The 25,519-nt window shown below is 62.4% G+C and carries 24 protein-coding genes and 1 tRNA gene; 9 read left to right on the forward strand and 16 right to left on the reverse strand.

Annotated features, from left to right (window positions below):
* Positions 1-275: 275 nt before the first annotated feature.
* The 7 genes from G7Y52_RS11470 to purM all read right to left on the reverse strand — a co-directional run bounded on the left by G7Y52_RS11470 (position 276) and on the right by purM (position 8,980).
* Complete coding sequence (locus G7Y52_RS11470) at positions 276-1,769, reverse strand: FliI/YscN family ATPase (RefSeq protein WP_165072043.1); 1,494 nt, start codon at positions 1,767-1,769, stop codon at positions 276-278.
* Positions 1,770-1,872: 103 nt separating this feature from the next.
* The gene (locus G7Y52_RS11475; protein ID WP_165072045.1) at positions 1,873-3,495 is read right to left on the reverse strand and encodes a FliH/SctL family protein; all 1,623 of its coding nucleotides are present in this window, start codon (positions 3,493-3,495) and stop codon (positions 1,873-1,875) included.
* Between the two features lie 76 nt (positions 3,496-3,571).
* Complete coding sequence (gene fliG / locus G7Y52_RS11480; RefSeq protein WP_165072047.1) at positions 3,572-4,567, reverse strand: flagellar motor switch protein FliG; 996 nt, start codon at positions 4,565-4,567, stop codon at positions 3,572-3,574.
* 392 nt (positions 4,568-4,959) lie between these two features.
* On the reverse strand, positions 4,960-5,178 hold the full coding sequence (locus G7Y52_RS11485) for a flagellar M-ring protein FliF (protein ID WP_165072049.1): 219 nt from the start codon (positions 5,176-5,178) through the stop codon (positions 4,960-4,962).
* Positions 5,159-6,808, reverse strand: coding sequence for a flagellar basal-body MS-ring/collar protein FliF (fliF, locus tag G7Y52_RS11490; protein ID WP_165072051.1), 1,650 nt, complete (start codon positions 6,806-6,808; stop codon positions 5,159-5,161). Before fliF ends, G7Y52_RS11485 begins: the two co-directional genes overlap by 20 nt.
* 441 nt (positions 6,809-7,249) lie before the next feature.
* Positions 7,250-7,696 (reverse strand): YccF domain-containing protein, encoded by a 447-nt coding sequence (locus G7Y52_RS11495; RefSeq protein ID WP_165072090.1) that lies wholly within the window; start codon positions 7,694-7,696, stop codon positions 7,250-7,252.
* Between the two features lie 225 nt (positions 7,697-7,921).
* Complete coding sequence (gene purM / locus G7Y52_RS11500) at positions 7,922-8,980, reverse strand: phosphoribosylformylglycinamidine cyclo-ligase (RefSeq protein WP_165072054.1); 1,059 nt, start codon at positions 8,978-8,980, stop codon at positions 7,922-7,924.
* Between the two features lie 116 nt (positions 8,981-9,096).
* Here purM and G7Y52_RS11505 point away from each other — a divergent pair, with 116 nt between their 5' ends.
* From G7Y52_RS11505 to G7Y52_RS11520, 4 genes are read left to right on the forward strand one after another with little or no spacing between them, the layout of a single operon-like run.
* On the forward strand, positions 9,097-9,774 hold the full coding sequence (locus G7Y52_RS11505; protein ID WP_206215277.1) for a hypothetical protein: 678 nt from the start codon (positions 9,097-9,099) through the stop codon (positions 9,772-9,774).
* Between the two features lies 1 nt (position 9,775).
* The gene (gene amrS / locus G7Y52_RS11510) at positions 9,776-10,780 is read left to right on the forward strand and encodes an AmmeMemoRadiSam system radical SAM enzyme (RefSeq protein ID WP_165072058.1); all 1,005 of its coding nucleotides are present in this window, start codon (positions 9,776-9,778) and stop codon (positions 10,778-10,780) included.
* A complete protein-coding gene (locus G7Y52_RS11515; protein ID WP_165072060.1) occupies positions 10,780-11,283 on the forward strand; it encodes a cob(I)yrinic acid a,c-diamide adenosyltransferase in 504 nt (167 codons plus the stop codon). The genes amrS and G7Y52_RS11515 overlap by 1 nt, the downstream gene beginning before the upstream one ends.
* 7 nt (positions 11,284-11,290) lie before the next feature.
* Positions 11,291-11,818 (forward strand): translation initiation factor 2, encoded by a 528-nt coding sequence (locus tag G7Y52_RS11520; protein ID WP_165072062.1) that lies wholly within the window; start codon positions 11,291-11,293, stop codon positions 11,816-11,818.
* Between the two features lie 175 nt (positions 11,819-11,993).
* Here the strand turns inward: G7Y52_RS11520 and truA are convergent, their stop codons facing one another.
* The 6 genes from truA to G7Y52_RS11550 all read right to left on the reverse strand — a co-directional run bounded on the left by truA (position 11,994) and on the right by G7Y52_RS11550 (position 16,872).
* Positions 11,994-12,770 (reverse strand): tRNA pseudouridine(38-40) synthase TruA, encoded by a 777-nt coding sequence (gene truA, locus G7Y52_RS11525; RefSeq protein WP_165072092.1) that lies wholly within the window; start codon positions 12,768-12,770, stop codon positions 11,994-11,996.
* The gene (locus G7Y52_RS11530; RefSeq protein ID WP_165072065.1) at positions 12,767-14,059 is read right to left on the reverse strand and encodes a hypothetical protein; all 1,293 of its coding nucleotides are present in this window, start codon (positions 14,057-14,059) and stop codon (positions 12,767-12,769) included. The genes truA and G7Y52_RS11530 overlap by 4 nt, the downstream gene beginning before the upstream one ends.
* Positions 14,016-14,453 carry a flagellar export protein FliJ gene (gene fliJ, locus G7Y52_RS11535; protein WP_165072067.1) on the reverse strand — a complete coding sequence of 146 codons (438 nt, stop codon included), beginning with the start codon at positions 14,451-14,453 and terminating at the stop codon, positions 14,016-14,018. Before fliJ ends, G7Y52_RS11530 begins: the two co-directional genes overlap by 44 nt.
* A 322-nt stretch (positions 14,454-14,775) precedes the next feature.
* On the reverse strand, positions 14,776-15,795 hold the full coding sequence (argF, locus tag G7Y52_RS11540; protein WP_165072070.1) for an ornithine carbamoyltransferase: 1,020 nt from the start codon (positions 15,793-15,795) through the stop codon (positions 14,776-14,778).
* A 72-nt stretch (positions 15,796-15,867) separates the two neighbouring features.
* Positions 15,868-16,416: an N-acetyltransferase gene (locus G7Y52_RS11545; RefSeq protein ID WP_165072072.1), complete on the reverse strand. Its 549-nt coding sequence runs from the start codon at positions 16,414-16,416 to the stop codon at positions 15,868-15,870.
* Between the two features lie 81 nt (positions 16,417-16,497).
* Positions 16,498-16,872 (reverse strand): hypothetical protein, encoded by a 375-nt coding sequence (locus tag G7Y52_RS11550; RefSeq protein ID WP_165072074.1) that lies wholly within the window; start codon positions 16,870-16,872, stop codon positions 16,498-16,500.
* A gap of 421 nt (positions 16,873-17,293) precedes the next feature.
* Here G7Y52_RS11550 and G7Y52_RS11555 point away from each other — a divergent pair, with 421 nt between their 5' ends.
* Complete coding sequence (locus G7Y52_RS11555) at positions 17,294-18,709, forward strand: histidine-type phosphatase (RefSeq protein WP_165072076.1); 1,416 nt, start codon at positions 17,294-17,296, stop codon at positions 18,707-18,709.
* A 245-nt stretch (positions 18,710-18,954) separates the two neighbouring features.
* Here the strand turns inward: G7Y52_RS11555 and G7Y52_RS11560 are convergent, their stop codons facing one another.
* The 3 genes from G7Y52_RS11560 to G7Y52_RS11570 all read right to left on the reverse strand — a co-directional run bounded on the left by G7Y52_RS11560 (position 18,955) and on the right by G7Y52_RS11570 (position 20,811).
* On the reverse strand, positions 18,955-19,971 hold the full coding sequence (locus tag G7Y52_RS11560) for an alpha-hydroxy-acid oxidizing protein (protein ID WP_165072078.1): 1,017 nt from the start codon (positions 19,969-19,971) through the stop codon (positions 18,955-18,957).
* 210 nt (positions 19,972-20,181) lie between these two features.
* Positions 20,182-20,258 (reverse strand) — tRNA-Arg (locus tag G7Y52_RS11565).
* Between the two features lie 289 nt (positions 20,259-20,547).
* Complete coding sequence (locus G7Y52_RS11570) at positions 20,548-20,811, reverse strand: hypothetical protein (RefSeq protein WP_206215278.1); 264 nt, start codon at positions 20,809-20,811, stop codon at positions 20,548-20,550.
* A 47-nt stretch (positions 20,812-20,858) separates the two neighbouring features.
* Here G7Y52_RS11570 and G7Y52_RS11575 point away from each other — a divergent pair, with 47 nt between their 5' ends.
* The 4 genes from G7Y52_RS11575 to G7Y52_RS11590 all read left to right on the forward strand — a co-directional run.
* Positions 20,859-22,196 carry a cyanophycin synthetase gene (locus tag G7Y52_RS11575; RefSeq protein ID WP_165072083.1) on the forward strand — a complete coding sequence of 446 codons (1,338 nt, stop codon included), beginning with the start codon at positions 20,859-20,861 and terminating at the stop codon, positions 22,194-22,196.
* 159 nt (positions 22,197-22,355) lie between these two features.
* Positions 22,356-23,789 (forward strand): L-seryl-tRNA(Sec) selenium transferase, encoded by a 1,434-nt coding sequence (gene selA, locus G7Y52_RS11580; protein WP_165072085.1) that lies wholly within the window; start codon positions 22,356-22,358, stop codon positions 23,787-23,789.
* Positions 23,789-25,189, forward strand: a complete 1,401-nt coding sequence (locus tag G7Y52_RS11585) for an aminopeptidase (RefSeq protein WP_165072094.1) — start codon at positions 23,789-23,791, stop codon at positions 25,187-25,189. Before selA ends, G7Y52_RS11585 begins: the two co-directional genes overlap by 1 nt.
* A 143-nt stretch (positions 25,190-25,332) precedes the next feature.
* A partial coding sequence (locus tag G7Y52_RS11590; RefSeq protein WP_165072088.1) for a hypothetical protein occupies positions 25,333-25,519 on the forward strand: 187 nt, incomplete at its 3' end.

A 25,519-nucleotide genomic window follows, 5' to 3' on the forward strand; every position in this document is an offset into this window, starting at 1 on the left:
TTAGAGCATTTTGCTTTTGAAATTATTCAATTTCAAAAGCGGCGCTGCCATCATTTCGCGTCCAGAACGCGGTCTGGACGCTCATTCGGCGCGGGCGTCCGCTCCCGCGGCCGCCAGAGCGTTTAGCTAATTTTATTAGCAAAACGCTCTAATGAGTTCAGCGAAAATCCTTTCCCCGGCAGAAGTACGAGGCAGTGTTCCGAAAAAACAAGGCTTTTTCTGATAAGCGTGAACAGGCCCTAGTTGAGAATGCGCAAGATAGTACTAGCACACATCTAGGTCCGGGGCAAAGGCGCCACGCCTCTGGCCGCCTGCGGCGGGGAGGGTTCGGGCTGTTCCTGCTGCGCCAGAGTGCGCATCTGCCGCATGCACTGGTCCAGAAACTGCGGATCGCCCACATCCTGCCGTAAAAAGGCATTAATGGCGGGCATCTTGGCAATGGCCGCGTCGATCTCGGCATTGCTGCCCTTGGCGTAGGCTCCGATATTGACCATATCCTCTACCTTGCGGAAGGTGCTCATATGTCTGGTGAGCACACGACCGGCCAGAATATCCTGCCGATCGCAGATATCCGAGCGCAGGCGGCTGATGGAGCGCAGCACGTCGATGGCCGGGAAATGCCCCTGGTCGGCCAGCTCGCGGGTGAGCACAATATGCCCGTCCAGAATGGAGCGCACGGCGTCGGCAATGGGCTCGTTGAAGTCGTCGCCATCCACCAGCACGGTATAGATGCCGGTAATGGTGCCCCTGGCCGAACGCCCGGCGCGCTCCAGCAGTTTGGGCAACTGTGCAAAGACCGTGGGCGTGTACCCTTTGGTGGTGGGCGGCTCGCCCACGGCAAGGCCCACTTCGCGGGCGGCCATGGCAAAACGGGTCACGGAATCCATCATCAGCAGCACGTCCATGCTCTTGTCGCGAAAATACTCGGCCACGGCCGTGGCCGCGTAGGCCGCGCGCATGCGCACCAGGGGCGACTGATCCGAAGTGGCAATGACCAGCACCGAGCGGGCCATGCCTTCCGGGCCGAGATCGCGCTCCATGAACTCCACCACCTCGCGGCCGCGCTCGCCGATCAGGGCGATAACATTGACGTCGGCCCTGGTGTAGCGGGCCATCATGCCCATGAGCGTGGACTTGCCCACGCCGGAGCCGGCCATGATGCCCACGCGCTGCCCTTTGCCAAGCGTCAGCAGGCTGTTGACGGAACGCACGCCCACATCCAGAATATCCGTGATGCGCGGGCGTTGCAGAGGGCTTGGGGGATCGGCGTAAAGGGGGGCCAGTTCCGGGGGCCAGTCTTGCCTGGCCTTTGCCGCCCATTCCGGGGTAAAGGGGCTCTGGATTTCCATCTGGCGGTCGAAGTCGGCCCGGCCCTGCTCCCCGGCCGGGAGCGGCGAGGCGTACAGCTCCGCGCTGACCCGCGGCCCGGCGTCCAGCGGGGAACCGAAGGCGTCAAAAGCCCGGCCCAGAAGTTCCGGCCCCACGGGAAAAACCGGCGGCAGACTGGTATTGCGGATTTTGCTGCCCGGCCGGATGCCGCGCATGTCGCCGTAGGGCATGAACAGCAGATTGCCGTCGCGAAAGCCCACCACCTCAGCGGCAATGCCTTCGCCTTCCTCATCCGGCAACATGTGGCAGACAGCGCCCAGGGGGGCGCGCAAGCCGCTGCCTTCGGCCACCAGGCCCACAACCTTGTTGACCTTGCCGTAGAGCCGGACGGGATTGCTGTCCCGCAGCAAACGGCAGCAGGAACGGGGGTCAAGTTTCATATATGGTCACTCCGGCCTGGGCTCGGACCCGGCAGGCCGCCTGTTGCAATGCCGCTTTTTCCATTGCGCGGCGCTGCCCGGCAAAACCGGGCTTGCAGGATGCTCAGCTTTTCTTTGCGCCGGGCAAAAATCCGCCGTGGGAGAGCACCTCCTGTTCTTCGGCGTTGTCCACCGGGAAGAGCTCTTCCTCCAATTCCGCAAGGCTGGGATTTTCATTGCGCCCGGGCTGCGAAGCAGACCGGGCTTCTGCGAATACGGCCGCGGCGGCGGTATTCGCATAGCCGCCCTCCCGCGTGCCCGCCTGGGCCGAATGCGCGGACGGCCGCGCGTCTGCCGCATCCCCCAGGGGCGGCAACCAGGCTTCGGGCAGATCCGCGGGCGCCTGCTCCTGTTCAGGCGTGTCTCGCGCCTGCTCCGTCTGAGCGCCGGGCAATACTTCCTGCGCCCCGGGCGGGGCCGAATCCCGATCAGGCGCGCTTTCCGCCTGCTGCTGCGCGTGAGCCGCGGCATTGCCGTGGCCGGCCTCGGGCGCAAAGGCCTCGGGCGCGTCGCCATCCGGCCCGGAGATTGCGGTTTCCGGGGAAAACGCGGCAGACTGTTCCGGCCCGGGCATTGTCGGATCGGGCACATCCACAGCCGCTTCCGGGCCTGGCTGCAACTGTGGCTCTTTTGTCGCAACAGCGCTTTCCGACGGCGCGGGCGCGGCTTCACATTCCGGCTCCCCTGCCTCCGCCCCGGGCACCTGCCCCTGCGGCAACGACGCGCCTCCCGCCTGTGGTTGCGGCGCCAGCGCCGCGATGTGTTCCACTTCCCGCTCCACCAGATCATGCGTAGCGGCCTTGCCCGCCGCTTCCATGTCGCGCGGGGGCAACGCAAGATGCGCCAGGATGTTGTCCACCAGCTCCCGGAAGAGCTCACGGCGGCTGTCCACGCTGCCTCCGGCGCTTTCGGCCACCAGGCCGCCGCGCTCTATGGCCGGATCGCCGTTGACGATCCACTGTCTGAGTTCCGGCACGCGCTCGCGCGCGGCCCTGAACATGTCGCTGACTGTCGCTTCGTCCTCCGGATTGACCCGCACGCTGACTGTGGCGCGATCCTCCAGCAAATTCAGCGCGTCCAGCATCAGCGAGCGCAAAATACGCGTATGTTCCTTTTCCAAAAGCCAGCCCGTGCCCGCGGCAACCGCGGTTTGCGTGAGCTCCACGAGCTCCTCGCGCCAGGAGGCGCAGAGCCCGTCCATTTGCCTGTCCAGAGCCTGCAGGACATGCGCGAGGGATTGCCCGAGCTCGGCCCGGAATTCCCTGAGTTCCGCGCTGGCCTGCTCCATGCCGGCCTGAAAGCCCTGCTCACGGGCCGCAGCGCGGATTTTCTCCGCCTCCTCGCGCGCGGCTTCGGCCCTGGCCAGCTCCGCGGCCTTCCGCTCATAATCCGCCTTGGCCGCGGCCTTGAGAGCTTCGCCCTCCTGCACCAGCATGGTGCGTTTCTTTTCAGCTTCAGCCCTGGCCTCATCCAGCACTTTCTCGCGTTCCGCGTAGGCTGCGCCCAGGATTTCACGCGCCCGATCCGCGGCCTTTGCCCGAACGCGCTCCAGGTAATCTTCCTGCTGTTGTTCCTTGAGCCGCTCCCGGCGCGCAGGCTCCTGCATGGCATCCAGCTGCTCCACGGTGGCCTCGCGCTCGCCCATGAAGATTGTGCCCCATTTTTTGCGCAATTCGTCTGATGCCATGACCGGTCCCTGTGTAGTGAGTCAGAAATTCATGCCTGAATTTCTGACAGGAGCGCCGCGCCTGCCGCAAGAGCCGCTATACAAAAACATCGCCCGCGCCGCGGTTGACCACAACCTTGTTTTCGGCTTCCAGGAGGCGCACGATCTTGACGATGTTCTGCTGCGCCGTTTCCACGTCGGAGAGTTTGGTGGGCCCCATGAACTCCAGTTCCTCGCGGATCATGTTGCCAGCGCGCTCGGACATGTTCTTGAAGAACTTCTCCTTGAGCTCGTCGCTGGCCCCGCGCAGGGCCAGGGTAAGCTCCTCATTGGAAATCTCCTTGAGCATTTCGCGCACGCCGCGGTCGTCAATATTTTTGCAATCCTCGAAGACAAACATGAGGTTGCGGATGTCCTCGGCCATCTGGGCCGAATCTTCCTCGATCTCGGAAAGCACTTCCTCTTCGGTGGCACGATCCACGGCATTGAGGATTTCGGCCACGGCCTGCACGCCGCCGACCTTTTTGCCTTCCTTGCCGCCCATGGCGATAAGCTGGCTCGTGAGCACCTTGTCCACTTCCATGAGCATGTCTTCCGGCACGGCTTCCAGTCGGGCCAGGCGCATGAGCACCTCGGGGCGCACGCCCGCGGGCAGGCTTGTCAAAAGATTGGCGGCCTGATCCGGGTGAAGATGCCCCAGAATCAGCGCCAGGGTTTGCGGATGCTCGTTGCGCAGAATCTGCGACAGAAGGCGCGGGCTGACCTGCTCCAGCTCGCGGAAAGGCGCGGGCCCGGTGTCCAGGCTCAGCGAATCCATGATATATTTGGCTGTTTCCGGGTCAAGATTCTTGACCAGCAGACGTTTCACGGTGTCTCTGCCGCCGGAGATCATATCCACGCCGTCCACCAGAGACTCGTGAAAGTCGCGCAACACTTCTTCCACAACTTTCTTGGGCACGGGCTCCAATTCCACAATGGCTTTGGAGATGTCGGCGATTTCCTGCCGTTCCATGCGTTTGAAAACGTCGGCCGCAAACTTGTCGCCCATGGCGAGCAGCAATACGGCAATACGCTGTTGGCCGGTCAACTCCATCACCCCGCTCCTTACTCTTGAATATGCCTGAAAGTCCCCATAGAGCATTTTCTCTTTGAAAATGCTCTGCTGACGCGAAAGCGGCAGCCGCCGCAACGCGGCGTACATTCAGGCGAAAACCGCGTTTTTCGCCTGAATGCCACCTTTGACTTTCATAAAAAGTCAAAGGTAATCTGCTCTAGTTCGCGCGCGGTCGGGCCTGAGACGCTCAGGGGTCAGCCCGGCTCCGCGTTCGTGACCAGGGGAAAAATCCGTTTTCAGCCCACGCGGCATTTGTTGTATCACGCCCATTGAGGCCCGGCCTGGCCCGCGCCGGCATGCCGGTGTGTCCGGTTCAGCGCACTGTGCCGGGCCTATGCCCGGCACAAGGCCAAAATCGTGACAAGACCGCTTCAGTTTTCGTTCTGCGCAAGCCAGCGTTTAATGATCCGGATGGCCTGATCCATGTGTTGCTCGGTAATCCGAAAGAGGCGCAGCTTCAGCTCTTCCACCCGGGCGTTGGTTTCTTTCTGCGCGTGCCGCAGGGCCCGCAACTCAGCCAGGTCAGGGAGCTTTGAATACGCTCCGCCGCCGCTGGGCAGCCTCGCTTGACTAGACTTTTGCTGTTTCATCGTTCTTCATCCAACCGCGGACCAGGGTCACCACCTGTTCCATATGGTTATCCGAAAGGGTAAAGATATGGGCTTTCAGAGCTTCAATATCCTTGAACACCAGTTCGTCGTCATCTTCCTCCAGAGCGTCCTGCGGCTCCTCGTCGGCCTTGGCCGCTTCTTCCAGAGCCTCATACAGGGCAAGCTGCTCCTCGGCCGCGGGCAGGCCCTCAAGGCCTTCAACCATTTCGCCGGCTTCCACCTTGGGCCGGATCAGCGCGAGCACCACGGGCCGCACCACCAGCATCAGGAAAAGGAAGGCCAGCAGGGCATTGAGCAAGGGCTTGCCGAGGCGTTCCGCGTATTCGGCCAGCATCTCGGCGAAGTTGGGCTCCCTGGGCGGCGCGGAATCCGTAAAGGGCGCGCTGCTCACCTCCAACGCGTCGCCGCGCGCCTTGTCCAGGCCCACGGCATTGGAAACCAGTTGGCGCACGCGTTCCAGATCTTCGGCCTTGCGGGGCACGAATGTCCAATTTCCGTTTACCTTTTCATACGTCCCATCAATGATCACTGCAACCGTCAGGCGGCGTAAATCTCCCACATTGGCGACGATTTGCTGCTCTTCCTTGTTGATTTCATAGTTGGTGGTGCGGGTTTCGCGCGTGCCGTTCTGATCCGAGACCGAGCCGGTGATGCCGTCGCCGCGAAAATTGACGTCCGGCGCGCCCGCCTCGAGATTGGCGCGGCCCTGTTGGCTTTCTTCGCTGCGCTGCTCGCTGCGCACCGCCGTTTTTTCGGGATCAAAAAGTTCTCTGCGGATGGTTTTCTGGCTGAAATCCATATCCGCGTTGACCTTGGCGATCACCCTGCCCGAGCCGAACAGGGGCTGAAGCATTTCCTCAATGCGGCGTTCCAGATTGCGCTGCACCTGAAGGCGGTGCTCCATCTGGGTGGTGCTGATCCCGGCCAGGCTGTCTTCCTCGGGTTGATACAGTACCTTGCCGCCGTTGTCAGTTATGGAGATATGATTCTTGTCCAGGCCCTCCACGGACATGAGCATCATATTCAGAATGGCGTTGATTTCTTTTTGGTCCGGCTTGACCTGGGGGCGAGTCAATTTGAGCACCACGGAAGCGGAGGGGGATTGGCGCTCCTCCACAAACAGGCTGCGCTGGGGTATGACCAGATGCACGCGGGCGCTCTCCACACTGGGAAATTCGCTGATGGTGCGGGCCAGCTCGCCCTGAAGCGCGCGCGCGTAATTGATTTTCTGCACAAAGTCGGTCTGGCCCACCTTCACCTTGTCGAAAATTTCAAAGCCGATGCCCTGCCCCACCAGACCGCCCTCTCCGGCGATTTTAATCCGCTGATCATACACCACTTCCTTGGGCACCAGGATGGTGGCGCCGTTGTCCGCAAGCTGGTAAGGCACTTTGTCGGTCTGGAGCGTCTTGAGCACATGGCTCGCGTCTTCAGGCCCCAGATTGGAATACAGCACGCGGTACTCCGGTCGCCCCAGCCAGATCGAAAGCCCGATGATCGCAGAGAGCAGGGCCACAGCGCCGCCGGCAAGCGCCACGCGCTGAATAACGCTCAATTTGAGCCAGATTCCCTTGACGGTGTTCCCAAACTGCACAATGAAAGCAGGCATAACCGATTCTCCCCATCATTCCAACTTGCCGGCGAAAAACCGGCTTTTGCGCAAAATTAGCAATTGCCGTGCCAATTTATAACTATTGGAAATGAAAAAATAATTACTAGAAAAAGTCTGCAAAACGGCACGACATTCAAATTTGTGACGCCCCCGGCAGATCAAGCACAGCGGCCCCGCGGCGTAAACGCCGCGGGGCCGCTGTGCTCGGGAGCGCATTAGAGCATATTGCTTTTGCAACGCTCGCTCCGGCGCGTAACGGCGCAAGTAAATTGCGCCTGCGCCTATCTCTGCGGAGCACGTCCGCCAACTGAGTGTAAAGGGGAGGGCCGGGGGGAGGGCGAAATTTGGGCGGTGCGGGGAAAAGGCAAACAAGTGCCGGGATTGCTCGATCATGAGCTCCCCTGGCAAGGCAACCGTGCCCGACGGAAGGGACGGCCGTTACGGGCGCATGCTTTTTTCGGCGTAAGCGCGTTCGGCCGCCTCAGCCACGTCGGCGGGCACAATGGTTTTGCCGATGGGGCAAAGAGCCAGACCGGCCAGCTTGACATGCTGCCAGGCAAAAGGAATGCCGATGATCGTGATGGCGCAGAAAAACGCCCAGATCAGGTGCTGCAGAGCAATCCAGATTCCGGCCAGCAGCAGCCAGATCACATTGCCCACTGTGCCCCAGATGCCGGTGCCGATGTCGGGCTGGCCTGTGAGCACATCGCGGGAAACGGGCATTTTGCCGAAAGGAAAGAAGGCGAACTGGCCGATGACAAAACAGGCCCGCCCCCAGGGGATGCCCACAATGGAGATGAAGCAGAGCAGCCCATAGAGCCACCAGGCCAGACCCATCCAGATGCCGCCCAGTAAAAACCAGATGACGTTGCCGAGGCAACCCAAGGTATTGCGCATATAAGAACCGTCCTGGAACAGATTGGTTTTTGCTTTTATGCTAGACATACACACAAAGATGCCCGGTTTGGCCTTGCTGTGCAGTCCATAGCCGTGCTGTCGCTGTTTTACAATTACCCTGCCCGTAATGCCAGAGCGTTTTGCTCATTTCATTAGAGCATTTTGCTTTTGAAACTATTCAATTTCAAAAGCAAAATGCTCTAGCCAAACGCTCTAAAAGGTAATGATCACCTGCTCGCCCGATCCGTCTTTGGCGCGCCGGGCAATTTCACCGATGCGCCAGGCCCGCAGACTGAAGGCCTGAATGCGATTGACGGCTTCTTCGGCCTGCTCCGGGGGCAGCACAAGAATGTAACCGATGCCGCCATTGAAGATCTGGAGGATTTCCGGCCAGGTGAGCTTGCCTGCGGTCTTGAGCCAATGGAATACAGGCGGCATCTGCCAACTGCCGAAATTGATCCGGGCTTCCACCTGTGCGGGCAGAACGCGCGGAATATTGTCGTAAAAGCCGCCGCCCGTGATGTGAGCCATGCCCTTGACGTTGAGATCGCGCAACAGGGAACGCACGGCTTCCACATAAATAATGGTGGGGGTCAAAAGGGTTTCGCGCACGCTGGCCCCGTCCGCGCCGGGAAAGGCGTCGTCAGGCTGAAGGCCGCTTTCGCCCAGGATTTTGCGCACCAGGGAATAGCCGTTGGAATGCAGACCCGAGGAAGCGATGCCGACGATCTCGTCGCCCACCTGGATGCCCGAGCCGTCAATGAGCCGGGCATTGTCCACAATGCCCACGCAAAATCCGGCCAGATCATATTCGCCGGGCGCGTACATATCGGGCATTTCGGCGGTTTCGCCGCCCAGGAGCGCGCATCCGGCCTGGCGGCAACCCTCGGCAACGCCGCTGATCACGGTTTGCGCCGTGTCCACATCAAGCTTTCCCGTGGCAAAATAATCCAGGAAAAAGAGCGGATTCGCCCCTTGCACCAGAATATCGTTGACGCTCATGGCCACAAGATCCACGCCCACGCTGTCATGCTTGTCAAAGGCAAAGGCCAGCTTCAGTTTGGTGCCCACCCCGTCGGTGGAGGATACCAGCACAGGCTCGCTCATTCCGCTCAGATCCGGGCGGAACAAACCGCCGAAGCCCCCGATATCCGAAATGACGCCTCTGGTCTGCGTGCTTGCCACCAGATGCTTGATGCGCGCAACCAGATCGTTGCCCGCCTGAATGTTGACCCCGGCTTGGGTATAGGCTTTTGCGCGGTTGCTGGACATCCGTGCCCTCCTTGAAAAGTTGAAGAATATTAGCAAATTTTCCGCCGAATCCCAAGCGACTTTTTTTCATGGACCGGCCCGGCTGCCGCTGGTATAGAGAAAAAAACAGTTATGGAATGACGATGATGCGCAAGTACACCCTTTTTTTTCTTGTGCTGTTTGCGACCCTGGGTCTCTGCGGAGCGCACGCTGCCTCCGGCATGGGTTCGGATGCCGGCAAGAACACGGAAGCGGACGCCGCGCACCGGCCAGAGCCGCTTTCCGGCGCTCTGCCGCCCGACGCCGCGCAGTCGCCTGTGCAGCCCCCGGACGTGCAGAGCCAGTATAATAACTCCAATGTATACAACAGCACCACGGTCTACAATGCTGCCGGGGGCTATAACGGTTTTGCGGGAACCTGGCGGGACCCGGAGAGCGGCGATATCATCACCTCGGTCATTGCGCCGCGCCCCCCGCAGCAGCCCGACTGGGACTCGCCGCTGATCGTGGCCCCGCAGGTTTATCCGGGCTGCAACAATCAGTCCAACCCTCCCGGCCCGCCGCCGCGCCCGCATCCCTGTCCTCCCGGTCCGCCGCCGCGCCCTTATCCGGGTCCCGGGCCCGGCTCCGTGCCGCCCTGGCAGCAGCCCGGCTGGCAAAACCCCCGGCCGCCGCAAGGCCAGATGCCGCCGGGCTGGCGGCCTCCCGCCAACACACAGCCCTGGCCGCATGCGCCGGGTTGGCGGCCCCGGCCGCACAACGGCATTCCCCCGTCGGGCAATGTTGCGCCGGGCATGCCCGGGGCAAGGCGCTGACATGAAGGCCATGCTTTGGGACCCTTTGCCCGGCGCAGCGGTGCAATGCCGCCTTTGCGCGCATGCCTGCCGCTTGAAAAAAGGCGGCAAGGGGCTCTGCGGCGTGCGCGCCAATCTGAACGGCACGTTGATTTCCCTGGTGCGCGACGTGATCACCAGCGCTCAGCTTGACCCTGTGGAAAAAAAGCCGCTCTACCATTTTTTGCCGGGCAGCAAAACTTTTTCCGTGGGCAGCGCGGGTTGTAATTTCACCTGCCTTTTCTGCCAGAACCATGTCATCGCGCGCCTGCCAGACAACGGCAGGGTGCCGGGCAGGCATGTGCGGCCCGAGGCTCTGGCGCAAGCCGCCGTGGAGAGCAGGGCGCGCAGCATTGCCTTCACCTATAATGAGCCGACGGTCTTCTTCGAGCTGATTCATGAGACCGCGGAACTCGCCCAGGCTGCGGGCATGCGCGCCATTCTGGTCAGCAACGGTTTTATGTCCAAAGACTGTCTCCTGCCCCTGCGCCGCCGGATCGCTGCGATCAATGTGGATCTGAAGTCCTTTCGCGATCAGTTCTACAAGGAATATTGCGGTGGCCGTCTCCAGCCGGTGCTGGACAATCTCAAAGCCGTCAAGTCCCTGGGCTGGTGGCTGGAAGTGACGACCCTGGTCATTCCGGGCATTAACGACAGCGCGGCCGAATTGGGCGAAATGGCTGCCTTTGTGCGCGATGAGCTTGGGCCGGAGACGCCCTGGCATCTCTCGGCCTTTCACGGCGCACACCTCATGGCGGCGCATCCCGCCACGCCGCTCTCTCGCCTGGAGGAAGCCTGGCGCATCGGGCGCGAGGCGGGCCTCCACTTTGTTTACATGGGCAATGTGCGGAGCGCCGTGGGCGCGAATACCTTCTGCCCGTCCTGCGGCGCTCTGGTGATCGAGAGGCGCGGCTATGCCGTCCGCTTTTCGGGCGCGCCGGGCAAATGCCCCGCCTGCGGGGCTGAACTGCCGGGAGTCTGGAAATAATGCTTTTGATCTATACCGGCCACGGCAAGGGCAAAACCAGCGCGTGCGTGGGGCAGGCCGTGCGGGCTATGGGGCAGGGCTTGAGCGTGGCGTTCGGGCAATTCATGAAGCGGGACGGCCAGGCCGGCGAGCAGCGCATGCTGGCGCAATGGCTGGGCGAGCGTTTTCTGGCCGGAGGCCAGGGCTTTTTGCGGCGCGAGGAGGATCGCCCGGCCCACCGCGCGGCCGCGTTGCGCGTTCTGGCCTGGGCGCGCGAGCAATTGGACGCCGCGGACATGCTGATTCTGGACGAAGCGATCTACGCGCTTGACGCGGGCATTCTTGAGCGGAAGGAAGTGGAAGGCCTGTTGGCCGGGGCGCGCGCTCACAACCGGCATCTGGTGCTTTCGGGCCGCAACGCGCCGGACTGGCTCATCAGGGCCGCGGATTTGGTTACGGAGATGGGCGAAATCAAACATCCCTGGCGCGCGGGCGTCAAAGCCGCGCGCGGCATAGAATTCTGAGGTTCGGATGCGGGCTTTATGCATTTATGTGGCCGGTTCCTTCAAGCACAAGCACGGCGTCCGCCTGCTGGGCCGCGAGTTGCGCGCGCTGGGCTGCCGTATGCTGGATTGGACGGAAAAAGCCGTGCCCCCGCCGGGCCTGAGCCCGGCCGAGCGCCGGATCTGGATGGATACGGACAGGGACGGCGGCCAGGTGTATGCTTTTTGCCGAGACGCCTGCCTGAATGCGGATATTGTCATTTATTACGGCGCATCCGGCCAGGATGCCGGGGTGGAAGTGGGCCTGGCCGCAGGGGCGGGCGTGCCGGTGCTGGGCATTCGCGGCCCCCTGGAGGGTCCGGGCCTGATGCTGCACGGGGCGGTCACTGTCTGGGTGGACAGCGCGGAGCACGCTCTGGAGATCATCGGAAGGGTGCTGGCAAATGCCGCGAGCCGCTGGGCGGACCTGGATTTCGAGCCTGACGAGGCCGTGCGCCGCCTGTGCCGGGCCGTGCGCCGCCGGAGCGGGAAGCGCTCCGCAGCGTGCGCCTCTTGAAATGTTGCGGGCGCTCCGGCGACAGGGAGCGGGAACAACGTATTGACACTCTACATCTAGAGCATTTTTTATTGAAAATGGATATGTTCAATCAAAAAATGCTCTAAAAAAATCATCTCAAAGGTGAATCCCTCGAAAATCGGAAGCGCGTTGCGGACATGCCGCGCCGCAAGATTCAGTCATATTCCACGCTGACCAGCGCCAGGCCCCGCGCCGGGGCAGTAACCGAAGGCACGGCCCTGCGATCCCGGGCAGCCAGCATTGCGGGGATGGAGTCCGGCTTGATTTTTCCTTGCCCGCAGGCCGCCAGCAGCCCGGCCATATTGCGCACCATCTGCTTGAGAAAACCGTCGGCCGTGACGCTGAATCGCAAGATCGGCGCGTGCGGCGGGTAAAACTCGCAAGGGGGCAGGGGCGTCAGAGAAGCGGCGAACACATTGCGGCGCGTGCTTTCCATGTCGGTCCCGGCATTTTGCAGACTCGCAAAATCCCGCTCGCCCAGCAGATGCGGCAGCGCCGCGCGCATGGCTTCGGCTTCCAGGGGCCCGCAACTCCAGACATAGGGGGCCAGTTGCGGCGGCGTAAAGATTTTCTCCTGCCAGAACTGGTAAGCATAGGTTTTGCGCGCGGCGTCCTTGCGGGCGTGAAAATCCGGTCGCGCGGGCGTGGCCGCAAGCACCCGGATTTCAGGAGGCAGCAGGGCATTGAGGCTGTGCCGCCAATCCAGCCCGGCCCTGGTTCCGGGCACGTCGCAGTGGGCCACCTGGCCGTGGGCATGCACGCCCGCGTCCGTGCGGCCCGAGCCGAACACCCGCACGGGCGTGCCGGCCAGGATGCGCAGGGCCGCTTCCAGCTCGCCCTGGATGGTGGGCGGCGGAGAAGGCTTTTCCTGAATCTGCCAGCCGCTGTACTTGCCGCCCAGATAGGCCAGGAGCAGTTTGAGCCGCATTATTCGGGCAGCCTCATGCGGGTGATCAGCTCCGTGAGCTTGGCTGTCTTGGCAGGATTTGTATATGTCAGAATTTCGCCGGATTGCTTGGGCGCCATGCCGGAAAGAATCCTGATGGCCACGCGCTCGTCCATGTTTTCCAGAGCCTTGGCCGCGGTTCTCGGTTTCATGTTGGCGTACATCTGGATCAGGCTGCGGATTTTTTTGTCCTCCAGCCCTTTGGCCTCGCGCAGCATGTCCTTTACCTTCCGCTCGGCATTCTCCAGATCTTTCAGGCGTTGATCCATCTGCTGCCGGAGCATCAGAATGTCCTGTTGCTGCCGCGCCAGATCCTGGGCTTTGGCGTTGGGATCTTCAGGCAAAGCAGCGGGCGCGACGCTGGGGGCCGGGGCGTGCATGGCGGTGGATTGCCCGGCCCGGGGCAGGGCGGGCAGGGCCGCGGAGCCTGCGCCTGCCGCGCGTGGCGGCAGTGGAGCGCCGTCAGCGCCCTGACCGCGCGGAATATTGGCGGGAATGTCCGGCGCGCCGGGCATGGCCAGGGGCGCGTTCTGCTCCGCCGGAGCAAAGGGCGAGGCGCTGCTGGCGGGAGTCTGGGGCACGGGCATGTCCAGCGCCGCGGCATGGGCCGCCTGCACGCTGCCGAGGCCCGGAACGGGCAGATGCGTGAGGCCGAGCACGTCCAGCCAGCCGTCTTCGCGGGCGCGCCGATCCGCGGCAAGGGCAGGCAGCGGCGCATTGTTTCCGGTCAGAGGCGAGGTTCCGGGCTCGACCGTGGGCGCGTCAAGAGCCGCGGGCTCCGGCAGACTGGGCGGTATGAAGACGTGCTCACCGCCGGGCGTGCCGCCCGCAGGGGCCTGGGCCGTGAGCAGCGGCGCGGGAAGCGCGGCCTGGGTCGGATTTTGCCGCATGGCGCGGCGTGGCTTCGCAGTGGCGGCCAGTTGCGCGGCAGCCGCGCCTTGCGGCGGATTTTGGGGCGTGAGCGCGGAAGATCGGGCCTCCTGGGGAGCGAACCGCGAGCCGACCGCTCCGGGCAGCCGCGCTGCGTCCGGCGAAAGCGAGGCTTCGGCCAGGGCCGCGCTTTCCGGACTGTCGGGTAAAGTCGTGGGCGTGTTTGCCGCGCTTTGCGTGGGCACGACGCCGTTGTCGGGAGGGTTGCCGCCCAGCCATGCGGGCAGCGGCAGATCCAGCATCAGCATGCCCAGAATGGAGAGCTTGATAAAGCAGAGCACCGCCAGCCAGCGGAAAAGCCTAGAAAGCCGGAGCCTTGTAGCGGAGGGTCGCTGTTTCGTCATTGAAGCGTTGCTCCTGCAGTTGTTCTGCGCGGATAAAATGCTTTTTTTGCCGTTCCTTAAGCTTTTCCAGCAGTTTTTTGTCAATGGCGCGGGCGGCGAGCAGCTTGCGGGCCTCCTGGGCCATTTGCTCCAGCATGCGCTCCTGCAGCGAGGCGGCGGCCACATCCGCGCGCAGGCCCGTGATGTACTGTTCCTGCAGCCAACGCTCGCCCGCTTCCATCAGCGGATTGTCGCGAAGCCGATCCGCTGCGCGCTCAAGCTCCCCGCGCAGCCGGTCAAGACGCTTTTGCGCTTCCTGAAGGCGACGCTCGGCCTCGGCCAGGCGCACTTTGGCTTCTTCTTCCAATTGCTCCCGGTAGTCGAGCACTTTCTGCATGGCAAAGCGAAAGGGCACGGAGAAAAACCGCCTTGTTTTTGACGCTTGTTTTGAAGTATTGCAACAAGATGCAAACAGCGGGCCAAAATGTATGTCTTCAGTGCTTGAACGACATGCCTGTAGTGGTTTGGAACAGCTTGCCCTTGCAATGATCTAGAGCATTTTGCTTTTGAAATTATTCAATTTCAAAAGCGGCGCTGCCATCATTTCCCCGCAAGCGGGACAAGCGCCTGAAAAGCGTGGTTTTCAGGCTCATTCGGCGCGGGCGTCCGCTCCCGCGGCCGCCAGAGCGTTTAGCTCATTTCATGAGCAAAACGCTCCAGGAATCAACCACCTGCTCTTACGCCTCAAATAGCAACGGCTCTTCCGCCAGCGTGGCCACCATCACGGCCTTGATGGTATGCAGGCGGTTTTCCGCTTCCTCAAAAGCCATGTTGCGGGGCGACTCAAAAACATCGTCGCTCACTTCCATGCACTCAAGGCCGAAACGTTGGTAAATGTCCTCGCCCACCGTGGTTTCGCGATTGTGAAAAGCGGGCAGGCAGTGCAAAAACTTGCAGTCCGCATTGCCTGTTCTCTCCATGACCCTTTGATCCACGCGGTAGGGCGTGAGCAGATCGATGCGCTCTTTCCAGACAGCATCCGGCTCGCCCATGGAGACCCAGACGTCTGTGTACAGGAAATCGCAGCCTTGCACGCCTTCATCCACATTTTCCGTGCGTGTGATCCGCGCGCCGGTGCGCCGGGCGATGCTCCGGGCCATCTCAAAAACCTCGTCCGAGGTCCAGAGCAATTTGGGCGCCACGGAACGAAAATCCACGCCGAGCATGGCCGAGCCGATCATCAGCGAATTGCCCATATTATAGCGCGCGTCGCCCAGATAGGCCAGGGTCTGGCGGTTCAGGGGCCTGGCGCAGCATTCGCGCATGGTGAGCATGTCGGCCAGAAGCTGCGTGGGATGCCACTCATTGGTCAGGCCATTCCAGACCGGCACCGTGGCGTGTTCGGCCAGGGCCTCCACCCGGCTTTGACCATAGCCGCGATATTCAATCCCGTCATAAAAACGGGAAAGCACGCGGGCCGTGTCGGCCATGGATTCCTTTTTGCCCATCTGCGAGCCTGAAGGCCCCAGATAGGTGACGTGCGCGCCCTGATCATGGGCGGCCACCTCAAAGGAACTGCGCGTGCGCGTGGAGTCTTTTTCAAAAAGGAGCACAATGTTTTTGTCCTTCATGAATTTGGGTTCTTGCCGCGCTTTCTTGGCTTTTTTGAGGTAGGCCGCCAAATCCAGCAAATAGGTCAAATCCTCAGGCGTGAAGTCGGTTTCCTTCAGAAAATCCCTGTTTTTCAATCTGTTCATGCACTGTGCCTCTTTCTGTCTGATGCAAGCCAATGGCTGCATTGCAATGCGAGCTTGCGGGATTGCCGCGCCTCACAGCGTGAGGATCATGCCTATTTCGTCACAGCAGTAAAATTTCGGGCATTTGCTGCACTCCACCCAGACAATGGGGGGCATGGTCTCGCGCCGGAACTCCTGAAAACCGCAGCGCTCGAAAAAAGGCGCGGCCAGCGTGAAGACAAACGCCCTGGGGATGCCCAGGCCCCGACAGCGCTCCACCAGCGCCTGCACCAGACGCCTGCCCAGGCCCTGCCCCTGACAGGAGGCGTGCACGGCCACGGAGCGGATTTCGGCCAGATCTTCCCAGAGCACATGCACCGAGCCACAGGCCACCACGGTTTCCCGACCGGTGTCCGCGGCGGGCGCGGTAGCCACCATATAGTCCTGAACATGCTGGTAAAGATACTGCGGCCCCCGCGCCAGCATGACATTGGAAGAGGCATACTGGTTGATCAGAGCCGACATGCCGTGCACGTCCTGCACTTTGGCCGCGCGAATGGCAAGGGCGTTGGAGTCGCCGACGTGCACCTTGGGCACAACCGCGGTCGCCCCGAGATGAAAATGTGGAATGGCTATGGGCATTTAAGTATTTCCGTTTGCGGTTTGCGGGCCCTGGCGGAGAAAAGCAGCCTTGCCGCGGCCCGGGTTGTGCGCGACGCCGGCTCAGGCCCGCGTGAGCGGAACCGGGCCGCCCTGGAGCTTGGCCAGCATGGCGCTGCATTCCGCGGCGGGCATGGGTCTGGCAAAGACGAAGCCCTGCGCGAAATCACAGCCTTGTGCGCGCAAAAAATCCGCGCCGAAATCATCCAGAGAGCAGCGGAAGCCATGTTCCTGCAACGCAAGGATCAATTCCCGGAAATTCTCGCCGGACAGGGGCAGGGATTCGGCGCATCCCAGCTCCAGCAGGCCGTCGGGAGATGCCAGCCCCATGCGCATAAATTCGTTATTGTCGTTGACTTCCTTGAGAATGCGCATGACCTTGTCGCGCGGCGCGTGCGCAAGCGTGATTGCCACGCCGCGCAAAATCTGAAAGTCCATCGTGATTTGCCTCTGGAACAAGGCGTGGAGTTGATTTATCGTACCATAGAGGTAGAGTGCGTTTTCCCTTTCGGTTTGCTGGCCGATCTGCCGCAAGAGCAAAAGGCTGCAAGCGAGAAAAACAACGCCGATGAGAGCGCCTGCCGCATATGTGCGTCTGATTTGCTGCGAGCCCCTGGACATGCCGCCTGACCCCAAAAAGTATTTCAAACTTTATGTATACCCCGTTATACAACATAGCTCAAGCCCGACCGCGTGAAGAGGCATGCGCGCTTTCAATGAAAATGATATTGCAACTATATGAAATTCAAAACAAATTTTTTTAGAAAAGCATCGAAAAGGTGAATGTTTTGAGAAAAAGCCGGCATTGTCCCGTGTTTTTTTGCGGCTATGCTGACGGCAATCTTGCAAGGAGGGGAGAATGCGTGTCATCCGTTTTTTTCTTTTTTTGCTGATTTGCGGGATTTTTTCCGGCGTCCCTGCTGACTGCGCCCTTGCCGGAGCTGACGGCGACAAGGCGCGTCTGCTCAAAATTGTGGCGCTTTCCCGGCATGGCGTGCGCTCTCCGACGCAGGACATGAAAACCCTTGCGCTCTGGAGCAGCCGCCCCTGGCCGCGCTGGCCCGTGCCTCGCGGTGATCTGACGGAGCGCGGCGGCCGCCTGATCACCGCCATGTGGGCAGAACTGCGCGGCACATTCATGGAACTCGGCCTGTTGCCCCACGCGGCCTGTCCGCCGCCCGGCGCGATTTTTGTGCGCGCGGATACAGATCAGCGCACCCGGGCCACGGCCCGGGCCCTGCTCGCAGGTCTGGCGCCGGGCTGCGAGACAGGGTACGCCGTGGCCGACGGTCGTCCGGATACGCTGTTTCATCCGGTCAAAGCCGGGCTCTGCGCCTTTGATCCCGCGGCCGCGGCCAGCGCTGTTCTCAGCATGACTCCAGGCGGCCTGGATCGCCTGCATGAGGAGTGCAACGCCCCGCTCGCGCTCATCGACCAACTGACCGCGCCGCCGGCTCCCGAACTCTGCGCCTTTTTCGCCCTGCCGCGCCAATGCCGGATCTCGGATCTGCCCACTTCCATAAGCGTTTCGCCCAAAGGGAGAAGCGTGCGCCTTTCCGGTTGCCTGGGCATTGCGTCCAGTCTGGCGGAAATATTTTTGCTGGAATACGGACAGTGGCCGGGCAGAGCCGCGGCCTGGGGGCAGGCGGACGGACAGATCCTGGGCCGCTTGCTGCCTTTGCACAGCCGCGTTTTTGACGTGATCAACCGCGCGCCGCTTGTGGCCCGGGCCCGCGGCAGCTCTCTGCTGAAAGAAATGGCCGACGCCCTGGCGGGCAGGCACTATGATCAGCGGCTCAATGCGGCCCGGCTGGTTGTTTTTGTGGGGCATGACACAAATATTGCCAATATCGGCAGCCTGTTGGGCGTGACCTGGCAGGCCCGGGGCTGGCCGCCCAACGGCATCCCACCGGGGAGCGCGCTCTTTCTGGAGCTCTGGGGCGTGGGCGAAAGGCGTGAAGTGCGGGTGCGTTTTTACGCCCAGACACCCGCGGCCTTGCACACGCCCCTTGCCGGTGACCATGCGCAGAGGCCAGAGCCGCCATCTTCACGGAACGCCGGGCAGGATGCGCCGTGGACCGTGAAGCCGGAGCAGGCCGGGGATGCAGCGTTATTCGCGCCCGCAGCGGCGGTTGTGACCGCGCCGCCCGTTGTCGGGGAAGCGCGCTTCAGCCTCGCGGCTTTCGAGGAACTGGTGCGTAAAAGAATCAATCAGGATTGTCTGGCCCCGCAGCAGACGCCGGCTTTGCGCCATGCAGCAGACGCAGAGCCGTAGAGCGGTTTGCTAATAAAATTAGCCAGAGCATTTTCTCTTTGAAAATGCTCTCCTGACGCGAAAGCGGCAGCCGCCGCAACACGGTGTACATTCAGGCGAAAACCGCGTTTTTCGCCTGAATGCCGACGTTGAAACGCGCAGCATTTCAATGTCCATCTGCGTTGCGAGCCTCTTTCGCATGGGGACGCCGGGCATGTGTTTTCTGCGTGAAATACGCCGCAGCGGCAGCTCCGACCCGCGATTCTTCAGGCCAGCAGATGCGGCCCGGCCTGGCGAAGCGAGGCGCAGCCCGTGAGCAGCATGCTTTCCATGAGCTGGCGCTGCAACCGCGTCAGAAACAAGCGCACGCCTTCTTCTTCTGCGCCCATGGCCGCAATAATCGCCGGGCGGCCGATCAGCACGGCTCTGGCCCCTAGGGCCAGCATCTTGAGCACATCCGCGCCAGATCGCACGCCTCCGTCCACCAGCACGGCCATCCGGCGCACGCTCCTTGCAATATCGGGCAGAGCGTCCGCCGTGCCCGGCAGAGCTTCCAGAACGCGGCCGCCGTGATTGGAAACCACCAGAGCGTCACAACCGCAGGCCTCGGCGGCCAGCGCGTCTTCCACGCTGAGAACGCCCTTGAGCATGAATTTCAGGCCCAGGGCATGGGATTTTTGCACAATTTCCGCCAATTCCTCGCGGCTTTTGGGCGAGACCGGGCGTTTGCTCCTGGCCAGAGCGGTTATGGCGGCGGTGTCAAGATCCATGCCCACAACGCGGCATCCGGCCCGGGCCACGCGCTCCAGCCGTTCGAAAAAAGCCTCTCCGGCCCAGGGCTTGATGACGGGAATCCCCCAGCCGTCAAGGCTTTGCACGGCATTCAGGCCGCTGTCGAAGACTTCGGAAGTGCCGTCGCCGGTACAAGAGACGGTTCCGGCGGCCCGGGCCCCGGCAGTGACGGCCTGGGCAAAGCGCTCTTCGGAAAGGCCGTTGCCCATATTAAAGGACGTTCCGGCCAGGGGCGCGATGAGAATCGGCATTTTCAGGGGCAGGCCCAGTATTTCGCACGCGGTTTCCGGTTCGCGCAGATCGTGGATCAGCCGCAGTTTCAGATGCACTTTTTCCAGCGCCCTGATGTTCGCGCGAAACGACGCGCCGCTGCGTATGCCGCCCATGCCCGGCAATTCGCCGGAGCAGGCCTTGCCGTTGCACTGCGGGCAGACCCGGCAGGCGCCGTTCATGCGTTCCCGCGCCTGACGGCGCACTGTTTTCATGTCCATGCGTCTATCCTTTGGGGTTGCGGCGACAGTAAAGGCAATTCACGCTCTTGCGCAGGCCGGGCGTTGCACATGCCCATGCGCCCTGAATGCCGCGCTGCTTGCGTCAGTGGGCAGCGCAGGCGACAGGCTCCCCGGCGTCGGCGCACTGCGGCGTTTTTGCTGAGCGACAAAAGGAGTCAGACCCGCAGGCCCGGCCCCTTGAAAGGTATATGGCGCGCCCAGGAGGAATCGAACCCCCGACCAAGAGCTTAGAAGGCTCCTGCTCTGTCCATCTGAGCTATGAGCGCGCAAGGAGCCGAAGAAAGGCTCTGAACTTTTTTCGCAATGAATATAGAGGCAGACTCCTTTGGCGTCAAGGCGCGCTGCCTCTTGATCCCCTTACATTGTGCCCGCTTTCTCTGCTCATTTTGACTAGAGCATTTTCACTTTGAAAATGCTCTGCTGACGCGAAAGCGGCAGCCGCCGCAACGCGGCGTAGATTCAGGCGAAAACCGCGTTTTTCGCCTGAATGCCACCTTTGACTTTCATAAAAAGTCAAAGGTAATCTGCTCTAGAGCAATTTGCTAATAAAATTAGCTAAACAGCTCTGGCGACAGCGTTAGCTGGCACCCGCGTCGAATGAGCCTGAAAACCACGTTTTTCAGGCGCTTGTCCCGCTTGCGGGGAAATGATGGCAGCCCGCTTTTGAAATTGAATAATTTCAAAAGCAAAATTCTCTAATGAAAAAGCCTGTTCCGCGCCCGCACGCAAAACAGGAACGCGCCCCGTGCGCGGCAATGGCGGTTCCGCGCTGCGCTTTTTCAAAGGCAAGCGGTCCGGACGCCATGCCCCGGTCAGCAAGACGCACCCCGCTGACAGGCGGAGCTCTTTCGCGTATTGTAGCGGGCATGCGCGCATCTTTTCAAAATTTTCAGCAAGTGCTGGCCCATCTGCAGGGCAAGGGCCTTTTTCACATGGATTTGAGCCTGGACCGCATGCGGCGGGCCCTGGCCGCCCTGGATCTGACCCGGCCCCCCTTTGCTGTGGCGCAGATCCTGGGCACCAACGGCAAGGGTTCCACCGCGGCTTTTCTGGCCTCGCTCTGCGCGGCCCACGGCTGCAAAACCGGCCTGTACATTTCGCCGCACTTTGTCTCCCCGGAGGAGCGCATCCGCGTGGACGGGCGGCCCTGGCCCGGCGAGAGCTGGGTGGCGCATGCCGAGAATATCCTGTCCGTGGCTCCCGATCTCACCTATTTTGAATTTCTCACGGTCCTGGCTCTGCTGATCTTCCGGGATGAGCGCGTGGACGCGGCCGTGCTGGAGGCGGGCCTGGGCGGCCGCCATGACGCGACCACGGCCGTGGCCGCGGATCTGCTCTGCTTTACGCCCATCGCCCTGGATCACAAGGACGTGCTGGGGCCGAGCCTACGGCATATTGCCGCGGACAAGGCCGGGGCCGTGCGCGGGCCCGCGCCGATCTGCACGGCCGCGCAATTCCCCGTGGCCGCTCGTTGCCTTGAAGATGCCGCGCTTGCGCATGGCGCGCCGCTGCTGTGGGCCGATCCTTTGCCTGCGCCTTCGCCGGGCGGCCCGTCTGCGGCCGGGCTGGGGCTGCAAGGGCCGCATCAGTTGGTCAACGCCGGGCTGGCGCTCGCGGCCTGGCGGCGGCTGGCCCCGTTGCTGGGCAAAAACGCCGATGATGTCAGGGCTCAGGCGCACGGTCTGGCCCGCGCTTTTTTGCCCGGCCGCCTGCAAAGCGTGCCTGCCGCGCGCGAGCATCCGCCCCTGCTGCTGGACGGCGCGCACAATCCCCACGGCATGCGCGCCTTGCTCACGGCTTTGCAGCAAAAAAACATCCGCCCCGCCGGAGCCGTGTTTTCCTGCCTCGGCGACAAGGACTGGCGCACTTCGGCCCTGATGCTCAAACATTTTCTGGGCCCGGCCCCCATGTTCATCCCTGCCCTGGACAACCCGCGCGCGGCGTGCGCGCACGAGGTCGCCGCGGCCTGCAATGCCCTGCCTCCGGTCACGGCCGTGGCTCTGGATAATCTGCCCGAAGCCCTGACGCGAAGCGCGGCCGCTCTTGGCGCTGGAGCCAGGGCCGATCCCGCTCGCCCGCTGCTGCTGACAGGCTCCTTGTACTTGTTGGCCGAGTTTTTTACACTGCATCCCAATCTGCTTGAGGCTCCGGCCCCTGTGCCTGCTCCGGACAGCGGTTTCGGTGAATGTTTTTGTGGTAACTGATTGCTGTCTCCATCCGTAGCTTCCTTCGTCGCAACGGCTGGAGCCTGGACGCGAAATGATGGCAGCGAAGTTATTGAAAATGGATATCTTCAATCAAAAAATGCCCTAACAGGATGGCCGGAACATCGCCCGCGCGCAACCGCTTCTTCAGGACAACTCATGAGCAATCTTTTTCGCGCCATACCTGCCGTTGACCTCTGCCTGGAGGCTTTGACGGTCGCCGATCCCGGGCTGGCCCAGGCGCCGCGCGCCCTGTTGCGCGAGCTGACCGCCGCCTTCTGGGAGCAACGGCGCCAGGATATCCGGGCCGGGCGCTGCCAGGAGGCCGCCGCCCTGAGCCTGGACGCGCAGTTGCCCGCCCTGCTGGCCCATGTCCGTTCCGGCTTGCGCCTCTGCCTGCGGCCGGTGCTCAACGCCACGGGCGTTGTGATCCACACCAATATGGGCCGCTCGGTCCTGGCCCGGGAGGCCCAGGCCGCCGTGGCCCTGGCCGCTCAAGGCTATTGCAACCTGGAGCTCGACCTGCGCAGCGGCGGGCGCGGCAGCCGTTACGATCTGGTGGAAGGGCTGATCTGTCGCCTGAGCGGCGCGGAGGCCGCGCTGGTGGTCAACAACAACGCCGCCGCCGTGCTTCTCGTGCTGGACACCTTCTGCAAGGGCGGCGAAGTCGTTGTCTCGCGCGGGGAACTGGTGGAGATCGGCGGCAGCTTCCGCATCCCTGACGTCATGGAAAAAAGCGGCGCGCATCTGCGGGAGGTGGGAGCCACCAACCGCACCCATCTGCGGGATTACGCCGCGGCCATCAATGAGAACACCCGCGCCCTGATGCGCGTGCATACCTCCAATTACCGCATTGTGGGCTTTCATTCGGCCGTGTCCCTGCCTGAGCTGGCGGCTCTGGCGCGCGAGCGCAGGCTGCCCCTGATTGAAGATCTCGGCAGCGGCAGTTTTACGGATTTTTCGTCCTGCGGCCTGCCCAACGAGCCCACTGTGCCTTTTGTCCTGGCCCAGGGAGCGGATCTGGCCACCTTTTCCGGGGACAAGGCGCTCGGCGGGCCGCAGGCCGGGATCATCGCGGGCCGCAAAGTGCTGGTGGACGCGCTCAAGACCAATCCCCTGACCCGCGCCCTGCGCTGCGACAAGCTCTGTCTGGCAGCCCTGGAGGCCACGCTACGCCTTTATCTGGACCCGGAAAAGGCCAGAGAGCGCATCCCCACCCTGCGCAGGATCGCCCGCCCGGCGCGCGAGCTGGCGCGCGAGGCCCGCGCTCTGGCCGCCCGCCTGCGCAAACATCTGGGCCCGGCCTGCCGGGTGACCTTGCGGCCCGATGTCTCGCGCGTGGGCGGCGGAGCCTTTCCCCAATGCGATCTGCCCACCACCCTGGTTTGCCTCAAACCGGCCGCCATGAGCGCCACAGCCTTGAAAACCGCCCTGCTGGACGCGGAGCCGCCCCTGCTCGGTCGCCTGGAGGAAGAAAATTTCTGCCTGGACCCGCGCACTCTGGAGCGGCCCGACTGGAACGCCGCCCTGCGGGTTCTGCAAAGGGCGTTGCGCGCGGCCCAGCCAATCATAACTGACAAGGAAATACGATGATGAAAAAAACACTGGCCTACAAACCCCAAAGCGCCTGGCAAATCTACGCCGGGGCCCAGGAGCGCAAAAAAATGGAGGCGCTGGCCGCCCGCTACATCGACTTTCTGACCCGTTGCAAGACCGAGCGCGAGACCGTGGACTATGTGCGCGAACGCCTGCGCCAGGCCGGATACAGCGAAGACTTTGGCGCGAAATCCGGCAACGGCCGCGTGCTGCGCCCCCTGCGCGGCAAGGCCCTGTTCGCGGCCCGGCGGGGCAAGGAACCCCTGGGCAAGGGCCTGGCGCTGATTGCCGCCCATGCCGACACCCCGCGCCTGGACCTCAAGCAGCGCCCGCTTGTTGAGCAGCCCGGCGTGGCTCAGGCCAAGACCCATTACTACGGCGGCATCCGCAAATATCAGTGGCTGGCCCGGCCTCTGGCCCTGCACGGGGTGATCATCCGCGAAAACGGCCAAAGCCTTTCCGTGAGCATTGGCGAGAAACCGGGCGAGCCGGTCTTCTGTATTGCGGATCTGCTGCCGCATCTGGCCCGGAAGCAGAGCGCGCAGACTCTCAGCGAGGCTTTTGAGGCCGAAAAGCTGAATATCATCCTGGCCCACAGTCCCAAGGCCGAAAAAAAAGCAAAAAACGAGGGCAAGGACGCGCCCGGGGAGGCCGTCAAGGAACAGCTTCTGGATCTGCTGCACAAAAAATACGGCATCAACGAGGAAGATCTGATCACCGCCGAGCTCCAGGCCGTGCCCGCCGGGCCCGCGCGCTTCGTGGGCTTTGACAAGGCCCTGGTGGGCGGCTACGGCCAGGACGACCGGATTTGCGTGTTCACGGCTCTGGAAGCCCTGCTCACGGCCAAAGACGGGCCGCGCAACAGGGCCGTGATCTTCTGGGACAAGGAGGAAATAGGCTCGGACGGCGCCACGGGCGCGGCCTCGCGCTTTTTTCAATACTGCGTGGAGGATCTGGCGCGAGCCTGGGCCCCGGGCACGCCCGCGTCGCATGTGCTCCTGCGCAGCCGGGCCCTGTCGGCCGACGTGCAGGCCGCCCTGGACCCGGATTTTCAGGAAGTGCACGAAAAACAGAACGCCGCCCAACTGGGGTACGGCCCCTGCTTCTCCAAATTCACCGGCTCGCGCGGAAAATACGGGGCCAGCGAGGCGGACGCCGAATTCTTCGGCGAGCTGCGCGGCCTGTACAACGCCAAAGGCATCCCCTGGCAAAGCGCGGAACTGGGCAAGGTGGATCTGGGCGGCGGCGGCACGGTGGCCCTCTTTCTGGCGGCCTACGGCATGCAGGTCATTGATCTGGGCCCGGCCGTGCTCTCCATGCACAGCCCCTTTGAGCTGGCAAGTTGCGCGGATCTGTACGCCACGCTGCAAGCTTACAGGGCATTTCTGGAGGCCTGAGCGAATCTTCCCCGGGTCTGGTGTCTCTCTACATTGAGAAGCTTTGCCTTTCCGGCAAGGAAAACAAGCCGATTGCAAAGGGAGTGTACTCCAGCCTCAGCCGTTGGCGGCTGTGCCGCCAACGGCTGAGGCGCGCGGCGGGCATGGCTTTGCCATGCCCGCCGCGCAGGCGAAATTTACTTTCGCCGTTAGAGCATTTTCACTTTGAAAATGCTCTGCTGACGCGAAAGCGGCAGCCGCCGCAACGCGGCGTACATTCAGGCGAAAACCGCGTTTTTCGCCTGAATGCCACCTTTGACTTTTATAAAAAGTCAAAGGTAATCTGCTCTA

The sequence above is a fragment of the Desulfovibrio sp. ZJ200 genome (assembly GCF_011039095.1).
In the GTDB taxonomy this organism is placed as follows: domain Bacteria; phylum Desulfobacterota; class Desulfovibrionia; order Desulfovibrionales; family Desulfovibrionaceae; genus Desulfovibrio.